Source organism: Flavobacterium sp. S87F.05.LMB.W.Kidney.N (assembly GCF_004366435.1).
Lineage (GTDB): Bacteria > Bacteroidota > Bacteroidia > Flavobacteriales > Flavobacteriaceae > Flavobacterium.
In genome coordinates this window covers 108,493-126,918 of the sequence record NZ_SODX01000007.1, presented here as the reverse complement: position 1 = coordinate 126,918, position 18,426 = coordinate 108,493, and the positions used below count along the sequence as shown (strand labels likewise).

General features: G+C 34.2%; 17 protein-coding genes. 5 read left to right on the top strand and 12 right to left on the bottom strand.

The window, feature by feature from the left end; all coding sequences use genetic code 11:
• The first annotated feature begins 250 nt into the window (after positions 1 to 250).
• From EDB96_RS19390 to EDB96_RS19380, 3 genes are all read left to right on the top strand, one after another.
• Complete coding sequence (locus EDB96_RS19390) at positions 251 to 1,015, top strand: enoyl-CoA hydratase/isomerase family protein (RefSeq protein WP_134142656.1); 765 nt, start codon at positions 251 to 253, stop codon at positions 1,013 to 1,015.
• 142 nt (positions 1,016 to 1,157) lie between these two features.
• Positions 1,158 to 1,610, top strand: a complete 453-nt coding sequence (locus tag EDB96_RS19385; RefSeq protein ID WP_035653234.1) for a 6-pyruvoyl trahydropterin synthase family protein — start codon at positions 1,158 to 1,160, stop codon at positions 1,608 to 1,610.
• 86 nt (positions 1,611 to 1,696) lie between these two features.
• A complete protein-coding gene (locus EDB96_RS19380; protein ID WP_134142655.1) occupies positions 1,697 to 2,440 on the top strand; it encodes a UDP-2,3-diacylglucosamine diphosphatase in 744 nt (247 codons plus the stop codon).
• On the opposite strand, the gene EDB96_RS19375 is transcribed toward EDB96_RS19380, so the two are convergent.
• From EDB96_RS19375 to EDB96_RS19340, 8 genes are all read right to left on the bottom strand, one after another.
• A complete protein-coding gene (locus EDB96_RS19375; protein ID WP_134142654.1) occupies positions 2,441 to 3,652 on the bottom strand; it encodes a cytochrome c3 family protein in 1,212 nt (403 codons plus the stop codon). It lies immediately after the preceding gene.
• An 83-nt stretch (positions 3,653 to 3,735) separates the two neighbouring features.
• On the bottom strand, positions 3,736 to 4,092 hold the full coding sequence (locus EDB96_RS19370; RefSeq protein ID WP_134142652.1) for a hypothetical protein: 357 nt from the start codon (positions 4,090 to 4,092) through the stop codon (positions 3,736 to 3,738).
• Between the two features lie 168 nt (positions 4,093 to 4,260).
• The gene (locus EDB96_RS19365; protein ID WP_134142651.1) at positions 4,261 to 5,544 is read right to left on the bottom strand and encodes an MFS transporter; all 1,284 of its coding nucleotides are present in this window, start codon (positions 5,542 to 5,544) and stop codon (positions 4,261 to 4,263) included.
• The gene (gene recJ / locus EDB96_RS19360; protein ID WP_134142650.1) at positions 5,531 to 7,243 is read right to left on the bottom strand and encodes a single-stranded-DNA-specific exonuclease RecJ; all 1,713 of its coding nucleotides are present in this window, start codon (positions 7,241 to 7,243) and stop codon (positions 5,531 to 5,533) included. Before recJ ends, EDB96_RS19365 begins: the two co-directional genes overlap by 14 nt.
• Positions 7,244 to 7,325: 82 nt before the next feature.
• Entirely contained in the window at positions 7,326 to 7,670 is a 345-nt protein-coding gene (locus EDB96_RS19355) for a HopJ type III effector protein (protein WP_134142649.1), read from the bottom strand.
• A gap of 4 nt (positions 7,671 to 7,674) precedes the next feature.
• Positions 7,675 to 8,130 (bottom strand): hypothetical protein, encoded by a 456-nt coding sequence (locus EDB96_RS19350; protein WP_134142647.1) that lies wholly within the window; start codon positions 8,128 to 8,130, stop codon positions 7,675 to 7,677.
• A gap of 33 nt (positions 8,131 to 8,163) precedes the next feature.
• On the bottom strand, positions 8,164 to 8,880 hold the full coding sequence (rsmI, locus tag EDB96_RS19345) for a 16S rRNA (cytidine(1402)-2'-O)-methyltransferase (protein WP_134142646.1): 717 nt from the start codon (positions 8,878 to 8,880) through the stop codon (positions 8,164 to 8,166).
• Between the two features lie 45 nt (positions 8,881 to 8,925).
• Positions 8,926 to 9,993 (bottom strand): hypothetical protein, encoded by a 1,068-nt coding sequence (locus EDB96_RS19340; protein WP_134142645.1) that lies wholly within the window; start codon positions 9,991 to 9,993, stop codon positions 8,926 to 8,928.
• Between the two features lie 235 nt (positions 9,994 to 10,228).
• Here EDB96_RS19340 and EDB96_RS19335 point away from each other — a divergent pair, with 235 nt between their 5' ends.
• Together EDB96_RS19335 and EDB96_RS19330 are read left to right on the top strand one after the other, a co-directional pair.
• On the top strand, positions 10,229 to 10,819 hold the full coding sequence (locus EDB96_RS19335; protein ID WP_057115959.1) for a thymidine kinase: 591 nt from the start codon (positions 10,229 to 10,231) through the stop codon (positions 10,817 to 10,819).
• Positions 10,820 to 10,863: 44 nt separating this feature from the next.
• Positions 10,864 to 11,283, top strand: coding sequence for a hypothetical protein (locus EDB96_RS19330; protein WP_134142644.1), 420 nt, complete (start codon positions 10,864 to 10,866; stop codon positions 11,281 to 11,283).
• Positions 11,284 to 12,185: 902 nt separating this feature from the next.
• Here EDB96_RS19330 and rpoN read toward each other — a convergent pair.
• From rpoN to EDB96_RS19310, 4 genes are all read right to left on the bottom strand, one after another.
• A complete protein-coding gene (gene rpoN / locus EDB96_RS19325) occupies positions 12,186 to 13,646 on the bottom strand; it encodes an RNA polymerase factor sigma-54 (protein WP_134142642.1) in 1,461 nt (486 codons plus the stop codon).
• A gap of 141 nt (positions 13,647 to 13,787) precedes the next feature.
• Positions 13,788 to 15,233, bottom strand: a complete 1,446-nt coding sequence (asnS, locus tag EDB96_RS19320) for an asparagine--tRNA ligase (RefSeq protein ID WP_057115137.1) — start codon at positions 15,231 to 15,233, stop codon at positions 13,788 to 13,790.
• Between the two features lie 282 nt (positions 15,234 to 15,515).
• Positions 15,516 to 15,797 (bottom strand): hypothetical protein, encoded by a 282-nt coding sequence (locus EDB96_RS19315; protein ID WP_134142641.1) that lies wholly within the window; start codon positions 15,795 to 15,797, stop codon positions 15,516 to 15,518.
• A 40-nt stretch (positions 15,798 to 15,837) separates the two neighbouring features.
• Positions 15,838 to 18,204: an efflux RND transporter permease subunit gene (locus EDB96_RS19310; RefSeq protein ID WP_134142640.1), complete on the bottom strand. Its 2,367-nt coding sequence runs from the start codon at positions 18,202 to 18,204 to the stop codon at positions 15,838 to 15,840.
• Positions 18,205 to 18,426 lie beyond the last annotated feature (222 nt).

Genomic DNA, 18,426 nt, shown 5'->3' with positions numbered 1-18,426 from the left:
ATTTGAACTGTCACCTTCCCGATTTTCATCGGGATACTCTAGCCAAATGAGCTAATCCCCCTTTTGTTTTGTGAAGAATATCGGATTTGAACTGTCGCCTTCCCGATTTTCATCAGGACGCTCTAGCCAAATGAGCTAATGCCCCAAAAGCATAACAAATAAAGTCAAATAATTCTCAAAAAACAAATTTAGAAATCAATCAGACAAAATATTTTGCAAAAGCGTAACTTTACGTTTAAATCTATTTTTTATGAGTTCAGAAAATCTAAATGGAAGTTTAGAAACTTCTTTTCAAAATACCATTGCAACGGTTCAGTTTGGTCATCCTGCAAGTAATTCTTTTCCGCGTCAATTACTAGATCAGCTTACCGCCGAAATTAATTCATTAAGCCGAAATGAAAATGTTTCGGTTATTATTTTAAAAAGTGAAGGTGAGAAAACCTTTTGTTCAGGCGCTTCTTTTGATGAACTTTTAAAGGTTGAAAATGAAGAGCAGGGAACTGAATTTTTTTCTGGTTTTGCCCATTTGCTAAATGCAATGCGAAATTGCAATAAAATTATAATCGGTCGTGTACAAGGGAAAGCTGTTGGCGGCGGTGTCGGAATTATTGCTGCCTGCGATTATGTTTTTGCGACTCCGCAAAGTGATATTAAATTATCTGAATTGGCAATCGGAATCGGACCTTTTGTAATTGAGCCTGCAGTTTCTCGCAAAATAGGGAAAACAGCAATGACAGAAATGACCTTGGCAGCACATGAATGGAAATCGGCAGATTGGGCTTTTCAAAAAGGACTTTATTCTGTTTTAAAAGATATTCGTGATCTTGATGCAGACGTTGAAAGTTTTGCTCAAAAATTAAGTTCATACAATCCTGAAGCTTTGCAGGAAATGAAAAAGATTATTTGGGAAAATACAGAAAACTGGGAATCGCTTCTTTTCGAACGTGCTGCAATTACGGGTAAACTAGTTTTATCTGATTTTAGCAGAAATGCTTTGCTTCAGTTTAAAAAATAGATAAGGGAAATTCCAAGTGGAGAAAAATTCCAAATTCCAATTACATTAAATTCGTAATGGATTTTGGAATTTTTCTTTATTTGGAATTTATTATTTAAACGGTTATTAATTCGTAAATTTGCATCCTTAAAATTAAACATCGATGAGTAATATCAGAATTACAAAACAATTTAGTTTCGAAACTGGACATGCATTGTACGGTTACGACGGAAAATGCAAGAACGTTCACGGGCATAGTTATAAATTATCGGTAACTGTTATTGGTTCGCCAATTACAGATCGATCGAATGTAAAGTTCGGAATGGTGATTGATTTTTCGGATCTAAAGAAAATTGTAAAAGAAGAAATCGTCGATCAGTTTGACCATGCGACTGTTTTTAACCAAACTACGCCACACATCGAATTGGCTAATGAATTAAAAAATCGTGGTCATCACGTTATTTTGGTAGATTATCAGCCAACGAGTGAAAATATGGTGGTAGATTTTGCAGAAAGAATTGTGGCAAGACTTCCAAAAGGAATTTCTCTTTTCTCGCTAAAACTTCAAGAAACAGAATCTTCTTTCGCAGAATGGTACGCATCGGATAATTTGTAAAAAAGTTAAAAGTTAAAAGTGAAATGTGAAAAGTAAATTGTAAAATGCTTTTCATTTCACATCTCACAATTCACATCTCACATTAAATGAAAAAAATATATTTTGCTTCAGATCAGCATTTTGGTGCGCCTACTCCAGAATTGAGTTTGCCACGTGAAAAGAAATTCGTGGCTTGGCTTGATGAGGTTAAAGAAGATGCAGAAGCGATTTTTTTATTGGGTGATTTATTTGATTTTTGGTTTGAATACAAAACGGTGGTTCCAAAAGGATTCGTACGCATTTTAGGCAAACTGGCTGAAATTCGCGACAGCGGCATCCCGATTTATTTTTTCGTTGGAAATCATGATTTATGGATGAATGATTATTTTGAAACCGAATTGAATATTCCCGTTTATCACGATAACAAAGAGTTTACTTTTAACGGAAAAACCTTTTTAATTGGTCACGGCGACGGAAAAGGTCCTGGTGATAAAGGTTATAAAAGAATGAAAAAGGTATTTACGAATCCGTTTTCAAAATGGCTTTTTCGCTGGCTACATCCAGATGTGGGCGTAAGTTTAGCACAATATTTATCGGTTAAAAACAAATTGATTTCTGGAGATGAAGATATTAAGTTTTTAGGCGAAGAAAAAGAATGGCTGATCTTGTACGCAAAGCGCAAACTAGAAACCAAACATTATAATTATTTCATTTTCGGTCATCGCCATTTGCCAATGATTCGTACCGTTGGAGAAGATTCCCAGTATGTTAATCTGGGCGACTGGATTGGTTATTTTACTTATGGTGTTTTTGACGGCGAAACTTTTGAATTGAAGGAATTCAACAAATAATTACTTCTTATTGCTCGGATAAATTCCAATTTTGTGTGTTCTCAAAATATAATTTGAAAGTTGTTTACTGTTCGAAAGCTGAAAACTAATTGCATTTGAAGCTTTCTTAGGCATGTGGCACGCTACACAATTGTCGGCCAATAACTTTTTAGGCATGATTTTAAGCGTTGTTTCGTTGTGTTTTAAACCTTGATGACAGCTCATGCAGATTTTAGAATACGACGTCATGTTTTTAGAAGCATTTTCATGCGGATTATGACAAGTAATGCAATCCATTTTTTCGCTGTTGATAAAACATTTGCTCTGTGCCATTAATCGGAATTGATTTCCATGAACATCAAATTGCGCGGTGTCGTTTATACTTCTGGTTTCCCGAAAGAAAGCCGATAAATTATCTCCAGGTTTAAATTCAAAACGGGATTTTAACTTCATTCCATCATTTCCTGCATGACATAATGCACAGGCATCTAGTTTTTGTTGTCGGTTCAGTGTTTTAAAACTGGTAATACTGTTTGCGACTTTCACGTTTGGATTTTTTAAATGAAATTCCACATGTTTTTTTGCTGGTCCGTGACAGCGCTCGCAGTCAATTCCGTAAACAATAGTTTTTTTATTGATAACATCTTCAATGTCCATCGACATGAAGTTTTTTTCTGCAGAACTTTGGTCAACTGTTCTAGAACTGATATTAGAACTATGGCAGGCGTAACAATCTTTTACTACCATTCGATCAAAATAAGGTTTATCGGCAGGAAAACCAGGACTTGTAGCCCATTTATTTATAGAATGATAGTAAGAAAGTGGTAATTCGTAAGTATTATTATTTCTCCAGTAAACTGATGTTTGGGCATGTTTGGTTCCAAACACAATTTCGAATTTATATTTGGCTGTTTCTTTTCCATTTTTATACAAAACCTGGTACAAACTGTCGCCATGTTTTTCCATCACCAATTTGGTGTCTTTATCATAAATGAAAGTATGGTTTTTAGAGTCGAAATCTCCTGAAACATTTTCGAGTATTGCTGGCGCTGTAGCTTTGAAGTGCGAACTGTGAAATACCATTTCCGACTGCGTTTTGTGGCATTGAACGCAGCTTTCAGAACCTGCGTAATCAGTTCCGCGCGGGTCAATATATTCTTCTGATTTATTGTTGCAGTTGACAAATAAGATTGCCAAAAGAATATTGGTAATTAGAAATACAGCTTTTTTCATTGCTGTAAATATACTTTTTTTTGAATTGAATCAAAATATATTTCAATAATGAACAAATGTTGTTAAAATATTTAGAATGCTTCTTAGTTCATGCCTACTCCGTAAACATATTCATCCAATTCAATTTTGAATAAAGAACCTTCAACCAAATCTTTGATTGATTTTAGTTCGGTCATATTTACAGCTAAATCAATAGAATTACATGGAGTTTTAAGTAGAAATTTATGGCAGGAATATTTCATTTCACAAGCTTCACAACAGCCATTTTCAACCATACTGTCTTCAATTAAATCACAAAAAAGATTTAATTCCTGAATGGTAAAATAAAAGCCGGTTTCTTTAAAAACCAATTGTACTTTGTCTGAAATTGTCGTGTTATGATCTTTCCAGTAAAAAGCTATCCCAAAGTTGTTATGGTATATTTGTTCAATTTCTCTCATCGTAAAACCTTTTATGTCAACAAATATAAATATTATTTATATCAATTCTAAATAAAAAGCTCGTAAAACTAGAAAAATATTATGCCCTATAAATGATATAAGATAATTTAAATTGATTGTTGATAGATTTGAAAATTAACTTATAGCACTTCTATGTTTCTGTAAGTATTATTCCAACTTTTGATGATCTTCCATATCTTTATGAAGATCTAAATTTCTGAATGTCGGCGATTTTAATGCTGTTACCACAACAGTCAAAAGAGTCACACTTCCTCCAAAAACAACAGAGGTTACAGCTCCCATTAATTTAGCAGTTGCACCACTTTCAAAAGCGCCTAATTCATTAGAAGATCCAACAAAAATTGAATTTACGGCACCAACACGCCCGCGCATATGATCGGGAGTTTTAAGCTGTAAAATCGTTTGGCGGATTACTACAGAAATTCCATCGGCCAAACCGCTTAAAAATAAAGCGAAAACAGAAAGCCAGAAATAAGTAGAAAGACCAAATAAGATAATCGATAATCCAAAAACAAATATGGCGGCTAAAAGTTTTTTTCCTGCATTTTTATACAAAGGCACGTAAGCAGAAATAATCATAGTAATAAAAGCTCCCACTGCAGGAGCAGCTCTTAAAATTCCAAAGCCTTCAGCACCAACTTTTAAAATGTCCTGAGCAAAAACAGGCAATAGTGCAACTGCTCCTCCAAAAAGCACAGCAATCATGTCTAATGATAAAGCGCCTAAAACAACTTGGTTTCTGAACACAAAAGTCAAGCCTTCGGTTAAACTATCTTTGATTGATTCTCCAATCTTCGGATTTATGATTGGTTTTGCACTGATTTGTGATAAAGCAATTAAAGAAAGAATAGAGAAACCGAATACCAAACACATTGACCAGTGAACGCCAATCCAATTAATTGAAAATCCTGCTAATGCAGGTCCCATTACAGCACCAATCTGCCAAACTGAACTACTCCAAGTTGCAGCATTTGGATATACTTTTTTAGGAATAATAAGAGATAAAAGTGAGAAAATAGTTGGCCCTAGAAACGCACGTACTAAACCTCCAAAAAACACTAATGCATAAATGGAATACAGAATTACAGTTGAAGACCAGGCGCCAACAATTTTAGGCCAAGTCAGCAAAAACAGTCCAAAGCTGATTACTGAAAAACCTAAAATACATTTTACCAATAAACCTTTTTTCTCTCTTTGGTCGACAATATGACCAGCAAATAAAGCCATCGAAACCGCAGGAATAACTTCCATTAAACCAATAATTCCTAACGAAAGCGGATTTTTAGTCAAGCTGTAAACTTCCCATTCGATTATAATAAACTGCATAGACCAAGCAAAAACCATCGCAAAACGCAATAATAAAAATACATTGAATTCTTTATAACGCAATGCCTGATACGGATCTGGCTTATTGGATTTAATCTCTTCCATTTGTTCTAATGTCTTTCAGCATAAGCTGTGTTGAAATATTTCCGTTCCATTCATTTTCGGCAATACAGTATGCCAATTGAAACAGATTTTGATTTTGTACAATATTGAGTTTTTTTCCCAGTCCAAAGCCAATTGCGGCTATTCCGTCGGTCCCGAGACCTCGGGATTGTTTGACAAAAAGTCTTAAATGTTCTTCTTCAGCACCCAGCGTTTTGGCATACCCCGTATCTTTTACATCAGAAGTCATAAAAACTGGAGTCATATTTTGAGGGCCAAAAGGTTCAAATTGTTTTAAAATTCGAATCAATTTTGGAGTGATGTCTGAGAAGTTTATCTCTGCATCAATTTCAATTTCTGGAGTGCGCATTTCGGGTTGAATGGTTTCTTGCACACATTTCTCAAAAGCCTCTTTAAAAAGCTGATAATTTTCGGCTTTTAAAGTCATTCCAGCTGCATACATATGACCTCCAAATTGTTCTAAGTGCTCGGAACAAGCATCAAGCGCATTATACACATCAAAACCTTTTACAGATCGGGCAGAAGCAGCATATTTGTCACCGCTTTTGGTAAAAACTAAAGTCGGTCGATAATAAGTTTCAATTAATCTTGAAGCTACGATCCCGATCACACCTTTGTGCCAGTCTTCTTGAAAAACAACGGTAGAAAAACGTTCTTCTTCATTGTTTTCTAAAATTTGCTGAAAAGCTTCTTTGGTAATTTTTTTATCTAAATCTTTTCGGTCTGCGTTGTACTGTTCAATTTCTGAAGCGAATTGCTGTGCTTGTTCAAAATCAAATTCAGTTAATAATTCAACCGCATGATTTCCGTGTTTGATTCTTCCTGCGGCATTAATTCTCGGTGAAATAATAAAAACAACATCTGTAATATCGAGAACTTTCTTTTTTACCTGATGAACCAAAGCTTTAATTCCAGGTCTTGGTTCGCTATTAATAACTTTCAATCCGAAATAAGCCAAAACACGATTTTCTCCAGTAATTGGTACAATATCTGCCGCAATTGCCGTAGCAACCAAATCCAGATAAGGAACTAAATCTTCGATAGTTTCATTTCGGTTTTGACCTAAAGCCTGAATCAACTTAAAACCAACGCCGCAGCCGCATAATTCATCATAAGGGTAGGAGCAGTCTTCTCTTTTTGGATCAAGAACTGCAACAGCATCTGGGAGAAATTCTCCAGGACGGTGGTGATCGCAGACAATGAAATCAATATTTTTTGCTTTTGCGTAAGCGATATGGTCGATTGATTTGATGCCGCAGTCAAGCGCAATAATTAAGGAAATGCCATTATCGTCTGCATAATCAATTCCTTTATATGAGATGCCGTAACCTTCGTTATAACGATCCGGAATATAAGTGGCAATATTTGGATAGTGTGATTTTAAGTAAGAAGAAACCAAAGAAACTGCTGTTGTTCCGTCAACATCATAATCGCCAAAAACCAGAATATTTTCTTGATTTTCAATTGCCGCTTCGATTCGAGCAACAGCTTTGTCCATATCTTTCATCAAGTACGGATCATGCAAATGTTCTAAAGACGGGCGAAAGAAGTTCTTCGCATCTTCAAAAGTTTCAATACCACGCTGAATCAAAAGTGTTGCTACAAAATCTTCTACATTTAGGGCTTGCGCCAAATGTTTGATTTTATCTTCAGAGGGTTTTGGTTTTAAGGTCCAACGCATGGGTTGATTTTAGATTTTAGAGTGTAGATTTTAGATTGTTGATTTCTGAAATCAAAAATCGTTAATCAAAAATCTTAGATAATTATTTTGCTTCTAAAGCATTTCCTTCAAACTGAATTCCGTCCCAGCCTAAGTTGATGAAATTTCTAATGTTCTGGTGATTTGTCCCGTTTGGATCTCCAAGAACTTCTTCAAAATAAAAAGCTCCAAAACACGCTAAAGTTTCTTCTTTGTTCAAATTTTGCAACTTCGCGAAAGAAAATAATTTACAAGAACCTGAATTTTCGCCGGCAGCATTATGCTGTGTTCCGTTTTGAAAAGCGGTTGGGGTAAAATTGTAATTTTCCTCAATTACTGCAATGGTTTCTGGGAATGTGATGTGAGTTGGAGTTTGTTTTACTTTTTCTAAAAAGGCTTGTATGCTCATGATTTTATTTTTTTACATTAAAGGACATTGCATTTTGTAAAATAATTGTTTTTCCCTGATATGGTATTTTTACTAGCAAATGTATTTTATTATCGTCAATTGATTTTGGGATAAAATTGTAATTAAATTTTGTTTGATTGTTTTCTCCAATTTTAATTTTTTTATCTCCTTCAATCTTATAAATTTCATATTTAGGTAATTTTTTATCGGATGTATGAAATAGCATTACAATATTGTTCTTTTTTCCAACTTTAATAGTTTCGACATCAGGAACTCCGATTAACATTTGAGAATTTAAAAAATCACGTTCATTTTTTGATAATGAATCTTTTAGGCTTTTATTCTCATTTTCAAGTTGGGAAATTTTATCCAATAAGGCCTTTTCTTCGTTTGAACTATTTTCTGAATTATTACAACTAAATAACGTAATGCAGATAATTATAGAGATTAACTTTTTCATTAATTAAGGGCATTGTTTGGATTATAAATAGAATTATTCTTCATCCTTAGAAAACTTACTTTTCTTAGGTTCTTTTGTTATTGTTTTTCCGGCAACGACAACGACGATTTCGCCACGCGGTGCTGTTTTCTCAAAATGCGCTAAAACTTCTTTTGCGGTTCCGCGGACATTTTCTTCGTGAAGTTTTGATAATTCTCGCGAAACGCAGACTTGTCTGTCTTCTCCAAAATATTGTACAAATTCGGCTAAAGTTTTAACGAGTTTATGCGGCGAAACGTATAAAATCATTGTTCGGGTTTCTTCGGCTAAAGCCAAAAAACGAGTCTGACGTCCTTTTTTATCGGGCAGAAAACCTTCAAAAACAAATTTGTCATTTGGGAGTCCGCTGTTTACAAGAGCGGGCACGAAGGCAGTTGCGCCAGGAAGGCATTCAACTTCAATTTTATTTTCGACACAAGCTCGGGTCAATAAAAATCCAGGGTCTGAAATTGCTGGAGTTCCAGCGTCAGAAATCAAAGCAATCTTTTCGCCAGCTTTCAAACGGGCAATTAAATTTTCGGTTGTTTTGTGCTCGTTATGCATATGATGGCTGTGCATGTGCGTGCCAATTTCAAAATGCTTTAAGAGTTTACCGCTTGTTCGGGTGTCCTCCGCCAAAATCAAATCGACTTCTTTTAAAACCCGAATGGCCCTAAAAGTCATGTCCTCAAGATTGCCAATTGGCGTTGGAACGATATATAATTTTGACATAATTGTTTATTCGTGAAATGTAAAATGTGAGATGTGAAAATGTCTTTAAGCGAATTTCTTCTCCACAATTCCAAGGAAACGTTCCGCGTAATCATCTTTTCCTTCCCAATTGTTATAATCTGGTTTTACCATGTTTTCAATAAATTCTTTTGCTTCATCATAAGAATCAAAAGTCATTAATTGGTTTAAAACACGGCTGTAATCTTCTGTGCTGTTGCCGAAAAGATTTTTAGTAAATGCAATTCGATCGTTCAGATCAATATGAAAACCTCTTGCCAGTTTTTCATTTAAACTAACCGCTTTTGGCTGTGCAGGAGTTTCAAGAACCGCAGTTTCAACTTTTTTCTCTTCTTTAAAATCATTAATTGAAGGAGTTTTAGCTGGAGGAACAGCCTCAAAACTATCAACTTTTACAAATTGGGCATCGGCATAATTCACTCCAAAATCTTCAAATAAAATGGTAGGTATTGGAGAAGTTTCTGTTTTTGGTTCTTCTTTAACTTTCTCTTTTATTTCTTCAGTTTCTAATTCGAAAGCAGGTATGAAATCTGGAATTGGTTTTAAATCGTTTACGGTTGTAAATGAAAATTCTTCGATATTCTCCTTTGGTTCTTCTATCTTTTCACTTTCTTTTTCTGCTTCCACTTCAATAATTTCTGAAACAACTGCTTCCTCAGTTTTTTCTACTTCAGGTTCAATAATTTCAGCAGCAATTGGCTCTGGTGTTTCCTCAATTATTGGTTCAGTAACTTCTGCAGCTATTGGTTCTTCAGTTTCTTCTGTAATCGGTTCAGGAATTTGAGCAGTGATTTCTTCTTTAACTTCTGGTTCGTAAGATTCCTCAAGTTCAATGATTGCGGCAGGAGTTTCTATTTGAACGGCAGCGGGAGTTATTTCCTCTTTATCAAAAATTGTTTCTAATTCTGAAGTAATATCATTTTGTCCGATTGTTGGTTTTGAAGCATCAAAATTTTCTTCTACAAACTTTAATACCGCTAATTTCTCATATAATTTCTGAGTTTCAAGATACAATTGATTGATATCGGACTTGTTTTTAAGTTTCAAAATTCGATGTGCAATGCTGATTAAATCGGCTTCCAATTTTTTTTTCATAACTGTTGAAATTATAGTGAATAAGGTATTTTAGTGTATTTAATGTCTGAATGTCTTTATTCTGAAAGAAATCCAAAAGATATTTTTTTATTTCTGTTAATAAGCGTTAGCTAATCTCCGATTTGATAAAAATTTTCTACTTTTGAAAAAATGTAAAACAGCACATTTTTACGTCGATTTATTACCAGTACAAAGTAATAAAAACTATTCATTTTTAAAGGCAGAAAAATACAAAATGTTTCTCGAAAATACAGTAAATCACAAAGAACAATTTGGTTGGATTGAAGTTATTTGTGGATCAATGTTTTCGGGTAAAACCGAGGAATTAATCCGCAGATTAAAACGTGCTCAATTTGCCAAGCAAAAAGTCGAAATTTTCAAACCCGCAATCGATACCCGTTATCATGACGAAATGGTAGTGTCGCACGACGCTAATGAAATTCGTTCCACTCCAGTTCCCGCAGCGGCCAATATTTTAATTTTGGCGCAAGGTTGCGATGTGATTGGTATTGACGAGGCTCAGTTTTTTGATGATGAAATTATCACGGTTTGTAATGATTTAGCCAATCAGGGAATTCGTGTAATTGTTGCCGGACTTGATATGGATTTTAAAGGAAATCCGTTTGGACCAATGCCGGGACTTATGGCAACAGCTGAGTATGTAACCAAAGTGCATGCAGTTTGTACCAGAACTGGAAATTTGGCTAATTATAGTTTTAGAAAAACAGATAATGATAAATTGGTTATGCTGGGTGAAACTGAAGAATACGAGCCACTTAGCCGTGCAGCGTATTTTAATGCAATGAAGAAAAACGAGGAAAAATAATTAATTCCATTTAATATTTACTTAGCAATTCGAGAAAAGAAATTATGAGAAAACAGAATCTTTTATTATTAATTATAATTGGTGTTGCTTTGGCCGCTGCAGCTTTTTTTCAATTTTATCTTTCTGAAAATGCTGATGAAGTAAATACCGAAGTAAAGGAATTAGTTGAAAAATACAATAAGAATTGCCCGCTGACAATTCAGCAAGGAATTCGCCTAGATAGTGTGACTTTACCGGAAGAGAGAATCGTGCAGTACAATTTAACATTAATGAATGTGGTAAAAGAAACCGCAGAAGTCAATGTAATTCAGGAAGAAATTGAAAAAAGTCTCGTAAGTACTGCAAAAGCAAATCCTGGACTAAAGGTTTTTAGAGATAATGATTATACGTTGGTTTATAGTTACAATGATAAAAAGAAAGCATTTTTATTTACTGTAAAGATATTACCAGATCAATATAAATAATTTAGCGTTCTAGAGACGTTACTAAACCCGACAGATTTTTAAAACCTGTCGGGTTTCGTGTTTTAAAGAAACAGCAATATATCATTCCGTAGGAATGTCTCGTCGGTAGATTATAATTTGATTTGGATGAGTTTACGTTCCATAGGAACGTTTGATTAGAGAACAAATTATTATTGAGGTTAATTTCGTAAAAACAGGTGTCCCTACAGGACACAATGCAATACATTGTTTTTTTTGCTACCGATGAAATATTCCTACGGAATATAAACAATATAGGGATATTATTTTTGGTTAATTGATAAAACCTGTCGGGTTTGCTGCTTTAAAGAAATAGTAATATTTCATTCCGTAGGAATGTCTCGTCGGTAGATATAATTTGATCTGGATGAGTTTACGTTCCATAGGAACGTTTGGTTAGAGAACAAATTATTATTGAGGTTAATTTCGTAAAAACAGGTGTCCCTACGGGACACAATGCAATACATTGTTTTTTTTGCTACCGATGAAATATTCCTACGGAATATAAACAATATAGGGATATTATTTTTGGTTAATTGATAAAACCTGTCGGGTTTGCTGCTTTAAAGAAATAGTAATATTTCATTCCGTAGGAATGTTTCATCGGTAGATTATAATTTGATCTGGGTGAGTTTACGTTCCATAGGAACGTTTGATTATAGGATAAATTATTGTTGAGGTTAATTCCGAAAACAGGTGTCCTACTGAATACAATTTATCACATTAATTTTTTTAGACCTATCAAATATTCCTGACGGAATACCGAATACAACATCATTTGAAATAATAAACAAAAAACCTAACAGGTTTTAAAACCTGTTAGGCTTGCTATTCGTTATAAAACTTAATTTTTCTTAATGTCTTAATGGTGGAAAAAAGAAAACCTAAATTTTCTTTCTCATTCTCGCAACCGGAATATCAAGCTGCTCACGATATTTTGCAATCGTTCTTCTTGCAATGGGATATCCTTTTTCTTTCAAGATTTCCGCCAATTGATCGTCTGGAAGCGGTTTCTTTTTGTCTTCTTCTTCGATTGTATTCTTCAGAATTTTTTTGATTTCCAAAGTCGAAACATCTTCACCTTGATCATTTTTCATCGCTTCAGAGAAAAATTCTTTGATTAGTTTTGTTCCGTATGGTGTTTCAACATATTTACTGTTCGCTACACGCGAAATTGTCGAAATATCCAAACCAACCATATCCGCAATATCTTTCAAGATCATTGGTTTTAGTTTGGTTTCGTCACCATCTAAGAAATATTCTTCCTGATAATGCATAATTGCATTCATCGTTACAAATAGTGTTTCCTGACGCTGTCTAATCGCATCGATAAACCATTTTGCAGAATCTAGTTTTTGTTTGATAAATTGAACAGCATCTTTTTGAGCCGATGATTTATCACGAGAATCTTTATACGTCTGCATCATTTCCTGATAATCCTTAGAAACATGCAGGGAAGGAGCATTTCTCCCGTTTAAAGTCAATTCAAGTTCGCCATCAACAATTCTGATCGCGAAATCAGGAACCACATTTTCAGTTACTTTATTGTTTCCAGTGTAAGATCCACCTGGTTTAGGGTTTAGTCTTTCAATTTCGTGAATTGCTTTTTTAAGCTGTTCGTTAGAAACGCTGTATTTCTGTAGTAGTTTATCGTAATGTTTTTTCGTAAAAGCATCAAACTGATTTTCGATAATATCGATCGCTAGATCAACATATTCAGTTGGTGTTTTGTGTTTTAACTGAAGCAGTAAACATTCCTGTAAATCTCGTGCGCCAACTCCAGAAGGTTCTAATTCGTGAATCACGGTCATCATTTTTTCGACCATTGCTTCATCAGTATAAATTCCCTGAGTAAAAGCCATGTCGTCTACAATATCTGGAACGCTTCTGCGGATGTAACCCATATCATCAATACTTCCAACAAGGAATTCGGCGATTTCGCGTTCTTCGTCGTTTAAAATAAAAGTATTCAGCTGATTGATTAAATCCTGATGAAAACTAATTGGCGAAGCAAAAGGTGTTTCGCGTTCCTCGTCTTCACTGTAATTGTTTACTTGCGTTTTGTAATCTGGCGTATCGTCGTCGCTTAAGTATTCGTCAATGTTAATATCGTCTGCTTCGATTCTGTCAGATTCTGCATCATCATAATCGTCGTAGTCTTCATTGGCAAATTCATCTGCTTCGTATTCATCTTCTTTTCCAGCTTCCAAAGCCGGATTTTCGTTCATTTCTTCTAATAAACGCTGTTCAAAAGCTTGCGTAGGCAATTGAATTAACTTCATCAGCTGAATTTGCTGTGGAGATAATTTTTGGGATAATTTTAAATTTAAAAATTGCTTTAGCATATTTTGGGTTAAGAGTTTTGAGTTAAAAGTTAGGAGTTGTCGTACCCGTAGCCTATAACTTAAAACATTTTAATATTTCTCTTAAATGATTATGAGTCAAGATTTAACTCCTAACTCATAACAAATAACTCATAACTTCTATTAAAATTCCGCACTACCAGGAGTTCTTGGGAAAGGAATTACGTCTCTAATATTTGTCATTCCTGTTACAAACAATACCAAACGCTCAAATCCTAATCCGAAACCTGCGTGAGTGGCAGAACCAAATCTTCTGGTGTCTAAATACCAGTATAATTCTTCTTCGTCGATGTTTAAAGCTTTCATTTTTTCAACCAAAACATCGTAACGCTCTTCTCTTTCAGAACCTCCAACGATTTCTCCAATTCCAGGGAAAAGAATATCCATTGCACGAACTGTTTCTCTTCCTGGTTCTGTGTTGTCGTTCAAACGCATGTAAAACGCTTTAATATTTGCTGGGTAATCGTATAAAATTACAGGGCATTTAAAGTGTTTTTCAACCAAGTAACGCTCGTGTTCAGATTGTAAATCAGCTCCCCATTCGTTAATTAAGTAGCTGAATTTTTTCTTTTTATTTGGAGTTGAATCTCTTAAAATATCAATTGCCTCAGTATAAGAAACACGTTTGAAGTTGTTTTCTAAAACGAAGTTTAGTTTTTCCAACAAACTCATTTCGCTTCTTTCAGCCTGTGGTTTTGATTTTTCTTCTTCTAAAAGTCTTCCTTCTAAGAATTTCAAATCGTCTTTACAGTTGTCTAAAGCATATTTGATTACGTACTGAATAAAATCTTCAGCCAAATCCATGTTGTCATCAAGATCGTTGAAAGCAACTTCTGGCTCAATCATCCAAAACTCAGCCAAGTGACGAGAAGTGTTTGAATTTTCTGCTCTAAACGTTGGTCCAAAAGTATAAATCTGACCCAAAGCCATTGCGAAAGTTTCGCCTTCTAATTGTCCCGAAACCGTTAAGTTCGTATGTTTTCCGAAGAAATCTTTTTTGAAATCAATGTTTCCTTCTTCGTTTTTTGGAAGATTATCCAAAGGCAGAGAAGTTACCTGAAACATTTCTCCAGCACCCTCAGCATCAGCACCAGTAATAATTGGCGTGTTTACATACACAAAACCTTTATCTTGAAAATATTTGTGAACTGCATAAGACAATACCGAACGCACACGCATAATTGCTCCAAAAGCATTTGTACGTACACGTAAGTGTGCATTTTCGCGTAAAAACTCCAAAGAGTGTTTTTTAGGCTGCATTGGGAATTTCTCCGCATCAGAATCTCCAAGGATTTCCAATTTAGAAACCTGAATTTCGTATTTCTGACCTGCACCTTTACTTTCGACCAAAGTTCCAATTACAGAAACCGCAGCTCCAGTTGTGATTCTTTTTAAAATCTCTTCTGGTGTATTTTCAAAATCAACAACACATTGTATATTATTAATGGTAGAACCGTCATTAAGCGCGATGAACTGATTATTTCTAAAAGTTCTCACCCATCCTTTTGCATTAACCTCCTGAAGCGTCGTAGTACTGTTTAATAAGTCTTTAACCTTTGTGTGTCTCATTTTAATTTTAGATTTATAGATTGCTGATTTTAGATCAAAATAAAACCAGTGTTTTTTATATCGAATTGCAAATATAAACGATAATAATTAATTTTTGAAGCTGTTTCCTGCTCTTCGCTGTATCTTTCTGTTTTTAAAGAAAAAACAGAAAGGATGCCGCTTCGATCAGGGCTAGGGCAGTCGTTTTTAAAAGAACTTTTTGTTTCTCATCTTTGTCATTTTGATCCAAAGGCTTCGGCATGGAAATGACAAACGATTCTGAGATTAAGTGTTATTCCATAACTAAGAGATAAAACCGTCTCCAAAAAACATTGTTGCTAAAATTGCTATTAATAATGAAATGGCAAATGCATTACGAGTTTGGTTTTTTACCAAAAGATTAGATTTTTGTAAAATGAATTTTATTATAATTCCTCCAATCATTGTATAAATAAAAATTGACAAAAAAAGAAATATGATATGGATGAACGTTACAAATCGCGCTAATCCATATTGTCCTTCGGCTAAACAATTGCTGCTATATAAAAGAAGAAATGCAATTGCTGTAATTCTTTTTTTTAACATTGTAATTCGTGTCAATTTGTGAAATTCGTGTCAAAAAAAATTACTTCTCTAAACTCTCCAATTCCTCTTTCTTAGTTTTCTTCTTTTCAAAAGTCAAAACCAGCGAAGGCAATACAACTAAATTAGCAAACATTGCAAAAGCCAGCGTACAAGAAATCAATCCTCCAAGTGCAATGGTTCCGCTAAAGCTTGATAAGGTAAAAGTTGCAAAACCTAGAATTAAAACTACAGAGGTATAGAATGTGCTGATTCCAGTTTCTCTTAAAGCACTAAAAACTGATTTTTTTACTTTTCCATTACTTTGAAGCAAGTCATGACGATACTTCGCCATAAACTGAATTGCGTTATCAACCGAGATTCCGAAGGCGATACTAAATACTAAAATCGTAGACGGCTTTAACGGAATTCCCAAATAACCCATTAGTCCAGACGTAATACAAAGTGGCAAAACATTTGTAATTACCGAAGCCATTACCATTTTGAACGAACGGAATAAATACAAAATTAAAACCGCGATCGTTAAAATTGCAAAAATTAAGGATTCGATTAAGTTTTCAACCAGATAAGAAGTTCCTTTTTGGAAAACCAATGCTTTTCCGGTAACAGTAACTTCGTAACGATCTTTTGGGAAAATTTCATCAATTTTAGAATGTAATTTTTTCTCGACTTTCGCCATTTCATCCGTTCCGATATCCTTCATGAAAGTTGTGATTCGCGCATATTGGCCAGTCGAATCAACGTAAGCTTTCATTAAATTTTCTTTACTGTTTTTAGTTGCATTTTTAGCATAACTCAAAATAAAAGTCTGCTCCTGCGAAGTCGGCAGTTGATAATATTCAGGATTTCCATTGTAGAAAGCCTGTTTAGAATATTTAACCAAATTTACAATTGAAACTGGTTTTGCCAATTCTGGAATCTCAGAAATTGTATTTTGCAATTCGTCCATTTTACGAATAGTCGAAGCTTTCATAACACCTTTTTTCTTTTTGGTGTCAATCATAATTTCTAATGGCATCACACCATTAAACTCTTTTTCGTAAAATAAAATGTCTTTAAAGAAAGAAGCGCTTTTTGGCATTTCACCAATCAAACTTCCTGAAACTTTCATTTGAGAAACACCGATTACACTAAAAACCAAAAGCAAGCCATAAATGATATAAACATATTTACGTTTTGTTCTCACTAAATCTTCTACAACATTCAGCAAAGTCGAAATGTAGGTTTTAGTCAAATGGTATAAATGTTTTTCATTTGGCAATGGCATAAAACTGTATACAATTGGCACAATAAAAAGCGTCAATAAATAAACAGATATTACATTGATTGAAGTTACTAAACCAAATTCAAAAAGTAAATCGTTTCCAGTAATCATAAACGTAGCAAAACCAATCGCTGTTGTTAAATTCGTCATTAAAGTAGAAACCCCAATTTTTGAAATAACGCGTTGTAATGCTTTTGCTTGATTATTGTGTAATTTAATTTCCTGCTGGTATTTATTGATCAAGAAAATACAGTTTGTAATTCCGATTACAATAATTAACGGCGGAATAATCGCAGTTAAAATTGTGATTTTATAACCAAATAACCCAAGCGTTCCAAACGACCAGATTACACCAACGATTAAAATACAAATTGAAATGAATGTCGCTCTAAACGAACGGAAAAAGAAAAAGAAAATCAAAGAAACGGTAAATAAAGCCGCACCGATGAACAATCCGATTTCGCCTTTCATATCGGCAGCATTGATCGTTCTGATGTATGGCATTCCTGAAACCTTAAGGTCAATTCCAGTTGTTTTTTCGAATTTATCGATTTTCGGAACTAAATTTTCAAGAATAAAAGTCTTTCTTTCTGCGGTATTTACCAGTTTTTTATTGATGTAAATTGCAGAACGAACGCTGCCACTTTCTTTATTAAATAAAAGTCCTTCGTAAAAAGGTAAATTATGAAACAAATCGTATTGAACACTTTTTAAATAAGCTGGATCTAAAACTTTGCTTTGATCGATAAAAGGCGTTAAAACAAATTTTTCGTTAACCGTATCTTTTTCAAGCTTTTTTAAATCATTTAAGGAAACTACCAAATCAACTTCTTTAGATTTTTTTAAACCTGTCATCAATTCATTCCACGCCGCATAATTTTTTGGCGTAAAGAATTTAGGATCTTTAAAACCAATAACGACAAGGTTTCCTTCTTCACCAAACTTATCCAAGAATTTTTGGTATTCTTTATTCGCAATATGATCTTTAGGAAGCAAGTTTGCTTCGGTATAAGTCATAGCTAGGTTTTTCCATTGAAAACCAAGGAAAATCGTTAAAGCTGATAGGACAACTAGAATTGTTATTCTGTTCTTAAGTATAATTCGGGCCAATTTCTCCCAAAATCCAACTTGAATCGCGTTTTTCATAAAATCTTTAAAAATGGTTGCAAATGTAGTGAAAAGTGCTCGAAATCATAAATAATCGATTGTATTTTACTTAACGTTAACACAAAAACTCCAATTTATGATTTGTGATATATTTCTTTCTTTTTGCGGTTTACTCATAAGCTTTTCTCATATTTGCACTAATTAAAACGAAGAATTTAAAAATTAGTATAAGTGCTCAACCTGTTCAATATTGTTCTGGTT

Excerpts from the sequence above, each read along its gene's own strand:
- EDB96_RS19350 (WP_134142647.1), bottom strand. The coding sequence starts at position 8,130 with ATGAAAAAGTTAATCTCTATAATTATCTGCATTACGTTATTTAGTTGT.
- EDB96_RS19355 (WP_134142649.1), bottom strand. The coding sequence starts at position 7,670 with ATGAGCATACAAGCCTTTTTAGAAAAAGTAAAACAAACTCCAACTCAC.
- EDB96_RS19370 (WP_134142652.1), bottom strand. The coding sequence starts at position 4,092 with ATGAGAGAAATTGAACAAATATACCATAACAACTTTGGGATAGCTTTT.
- EDB96_RS19315 (WP_134142641.1), bottom strand. The coding sequence starts at position 15,797 with ATGTTAAAAAAAAGAATTACAGCAATTGCATTTCTTCTTTTATATAGC.
- EDB96_RS19310 (WP_134142640.1), bottom strand. The coding sequence starts at position 18,204 with ATGAAAAACGCGATTCAAGTTGGATTTTGGGAGAAATTGGCCCGAATT.
- EDB96_RS19365 (WP_134142651.1), bottom strand. The coding sequence starts at position 5,544 with ATGGAAGAGATTAAATCCAATAAGCCAGATCCGTATCAGGCATTGCGT.
- EDB96_RS19335 (WP_057115959.1), top strand. The coding sequence starts at position 10,229 with ATGTTTCTCGAAAATACAGTAAATCACAAAGAACAATTTGGTTGGATT.
- recJ (WP_134142650.1), bottom strand. The coding sequence starts at position 7,243 with ATGCGTTGGACCTTAAAACCAAAACCCTCTGAAGATAAAATCAAACAT.
- rsmI (WP_134142646.1), bottom strand. The coding sequence starts at position 8,880 with ATGTCAAAATTATATATCGTTCCAACGCCAATTGGCAATCTTGAGGAC.
- EDB96_RS19380 (WP_134142655.1), top strand. The coding sequence starts at position 1,697 with ATGAAAAAAATATATTTTGCTTCAGATCAGCATTTTGGTGCGCCTACT.
- rpoN (WP_134142642.1), bottom strand. The coding sequence starts at position 13,646 with ATGCTAAAGCAATTTTTAAATTTAAAATTATCCCAAAAATTATCTCCA.
- EDB96_RS19390 (WP_134142656.1), top strand. The coding sequence starts at position 251 with ATGAGTTCAGAAAATCTAAATGGAAGTTTAGAAACTTCTTTTCAAAAT.
- asnS (WP_057115137.1), bottom strand. The coding sequence starts at position 15,233 with ATGAGACACACAAAGGTTAAAGACTTATTAAACAGTACTACGACGCTT.
- EDB96_RS19375 (WP_134142654.1), bottom strand. The coding sequence starts at position 3,652 with ATGAAAAAAGCTGTATTTCTAATTACCAATATTCTTTTGGCAATCTTA.
- EDB96_RS19330 (WP_134142644.1), top strand. The coding sequence starts at position 10,864 with ATGAGAAAACAGAATCTTTTATTATTAATTATAATTGGTGTTGCTTTG.
- EDB96_RS19340 (WP_134142645.1), bottom strand. The coding sequence starts at position 9,993 with ATGAAAAAAAAATTGGAAGCCGATTTAATCAGCATTGCACATCGAATT.
- EDB96_RS19385 (WP_035653234.1), top strand. The coding sequence starts at position 1,158 with ATGAGTAATATCAGAATTACAAAACAATTTAGTTTCGAAACTGGACAT.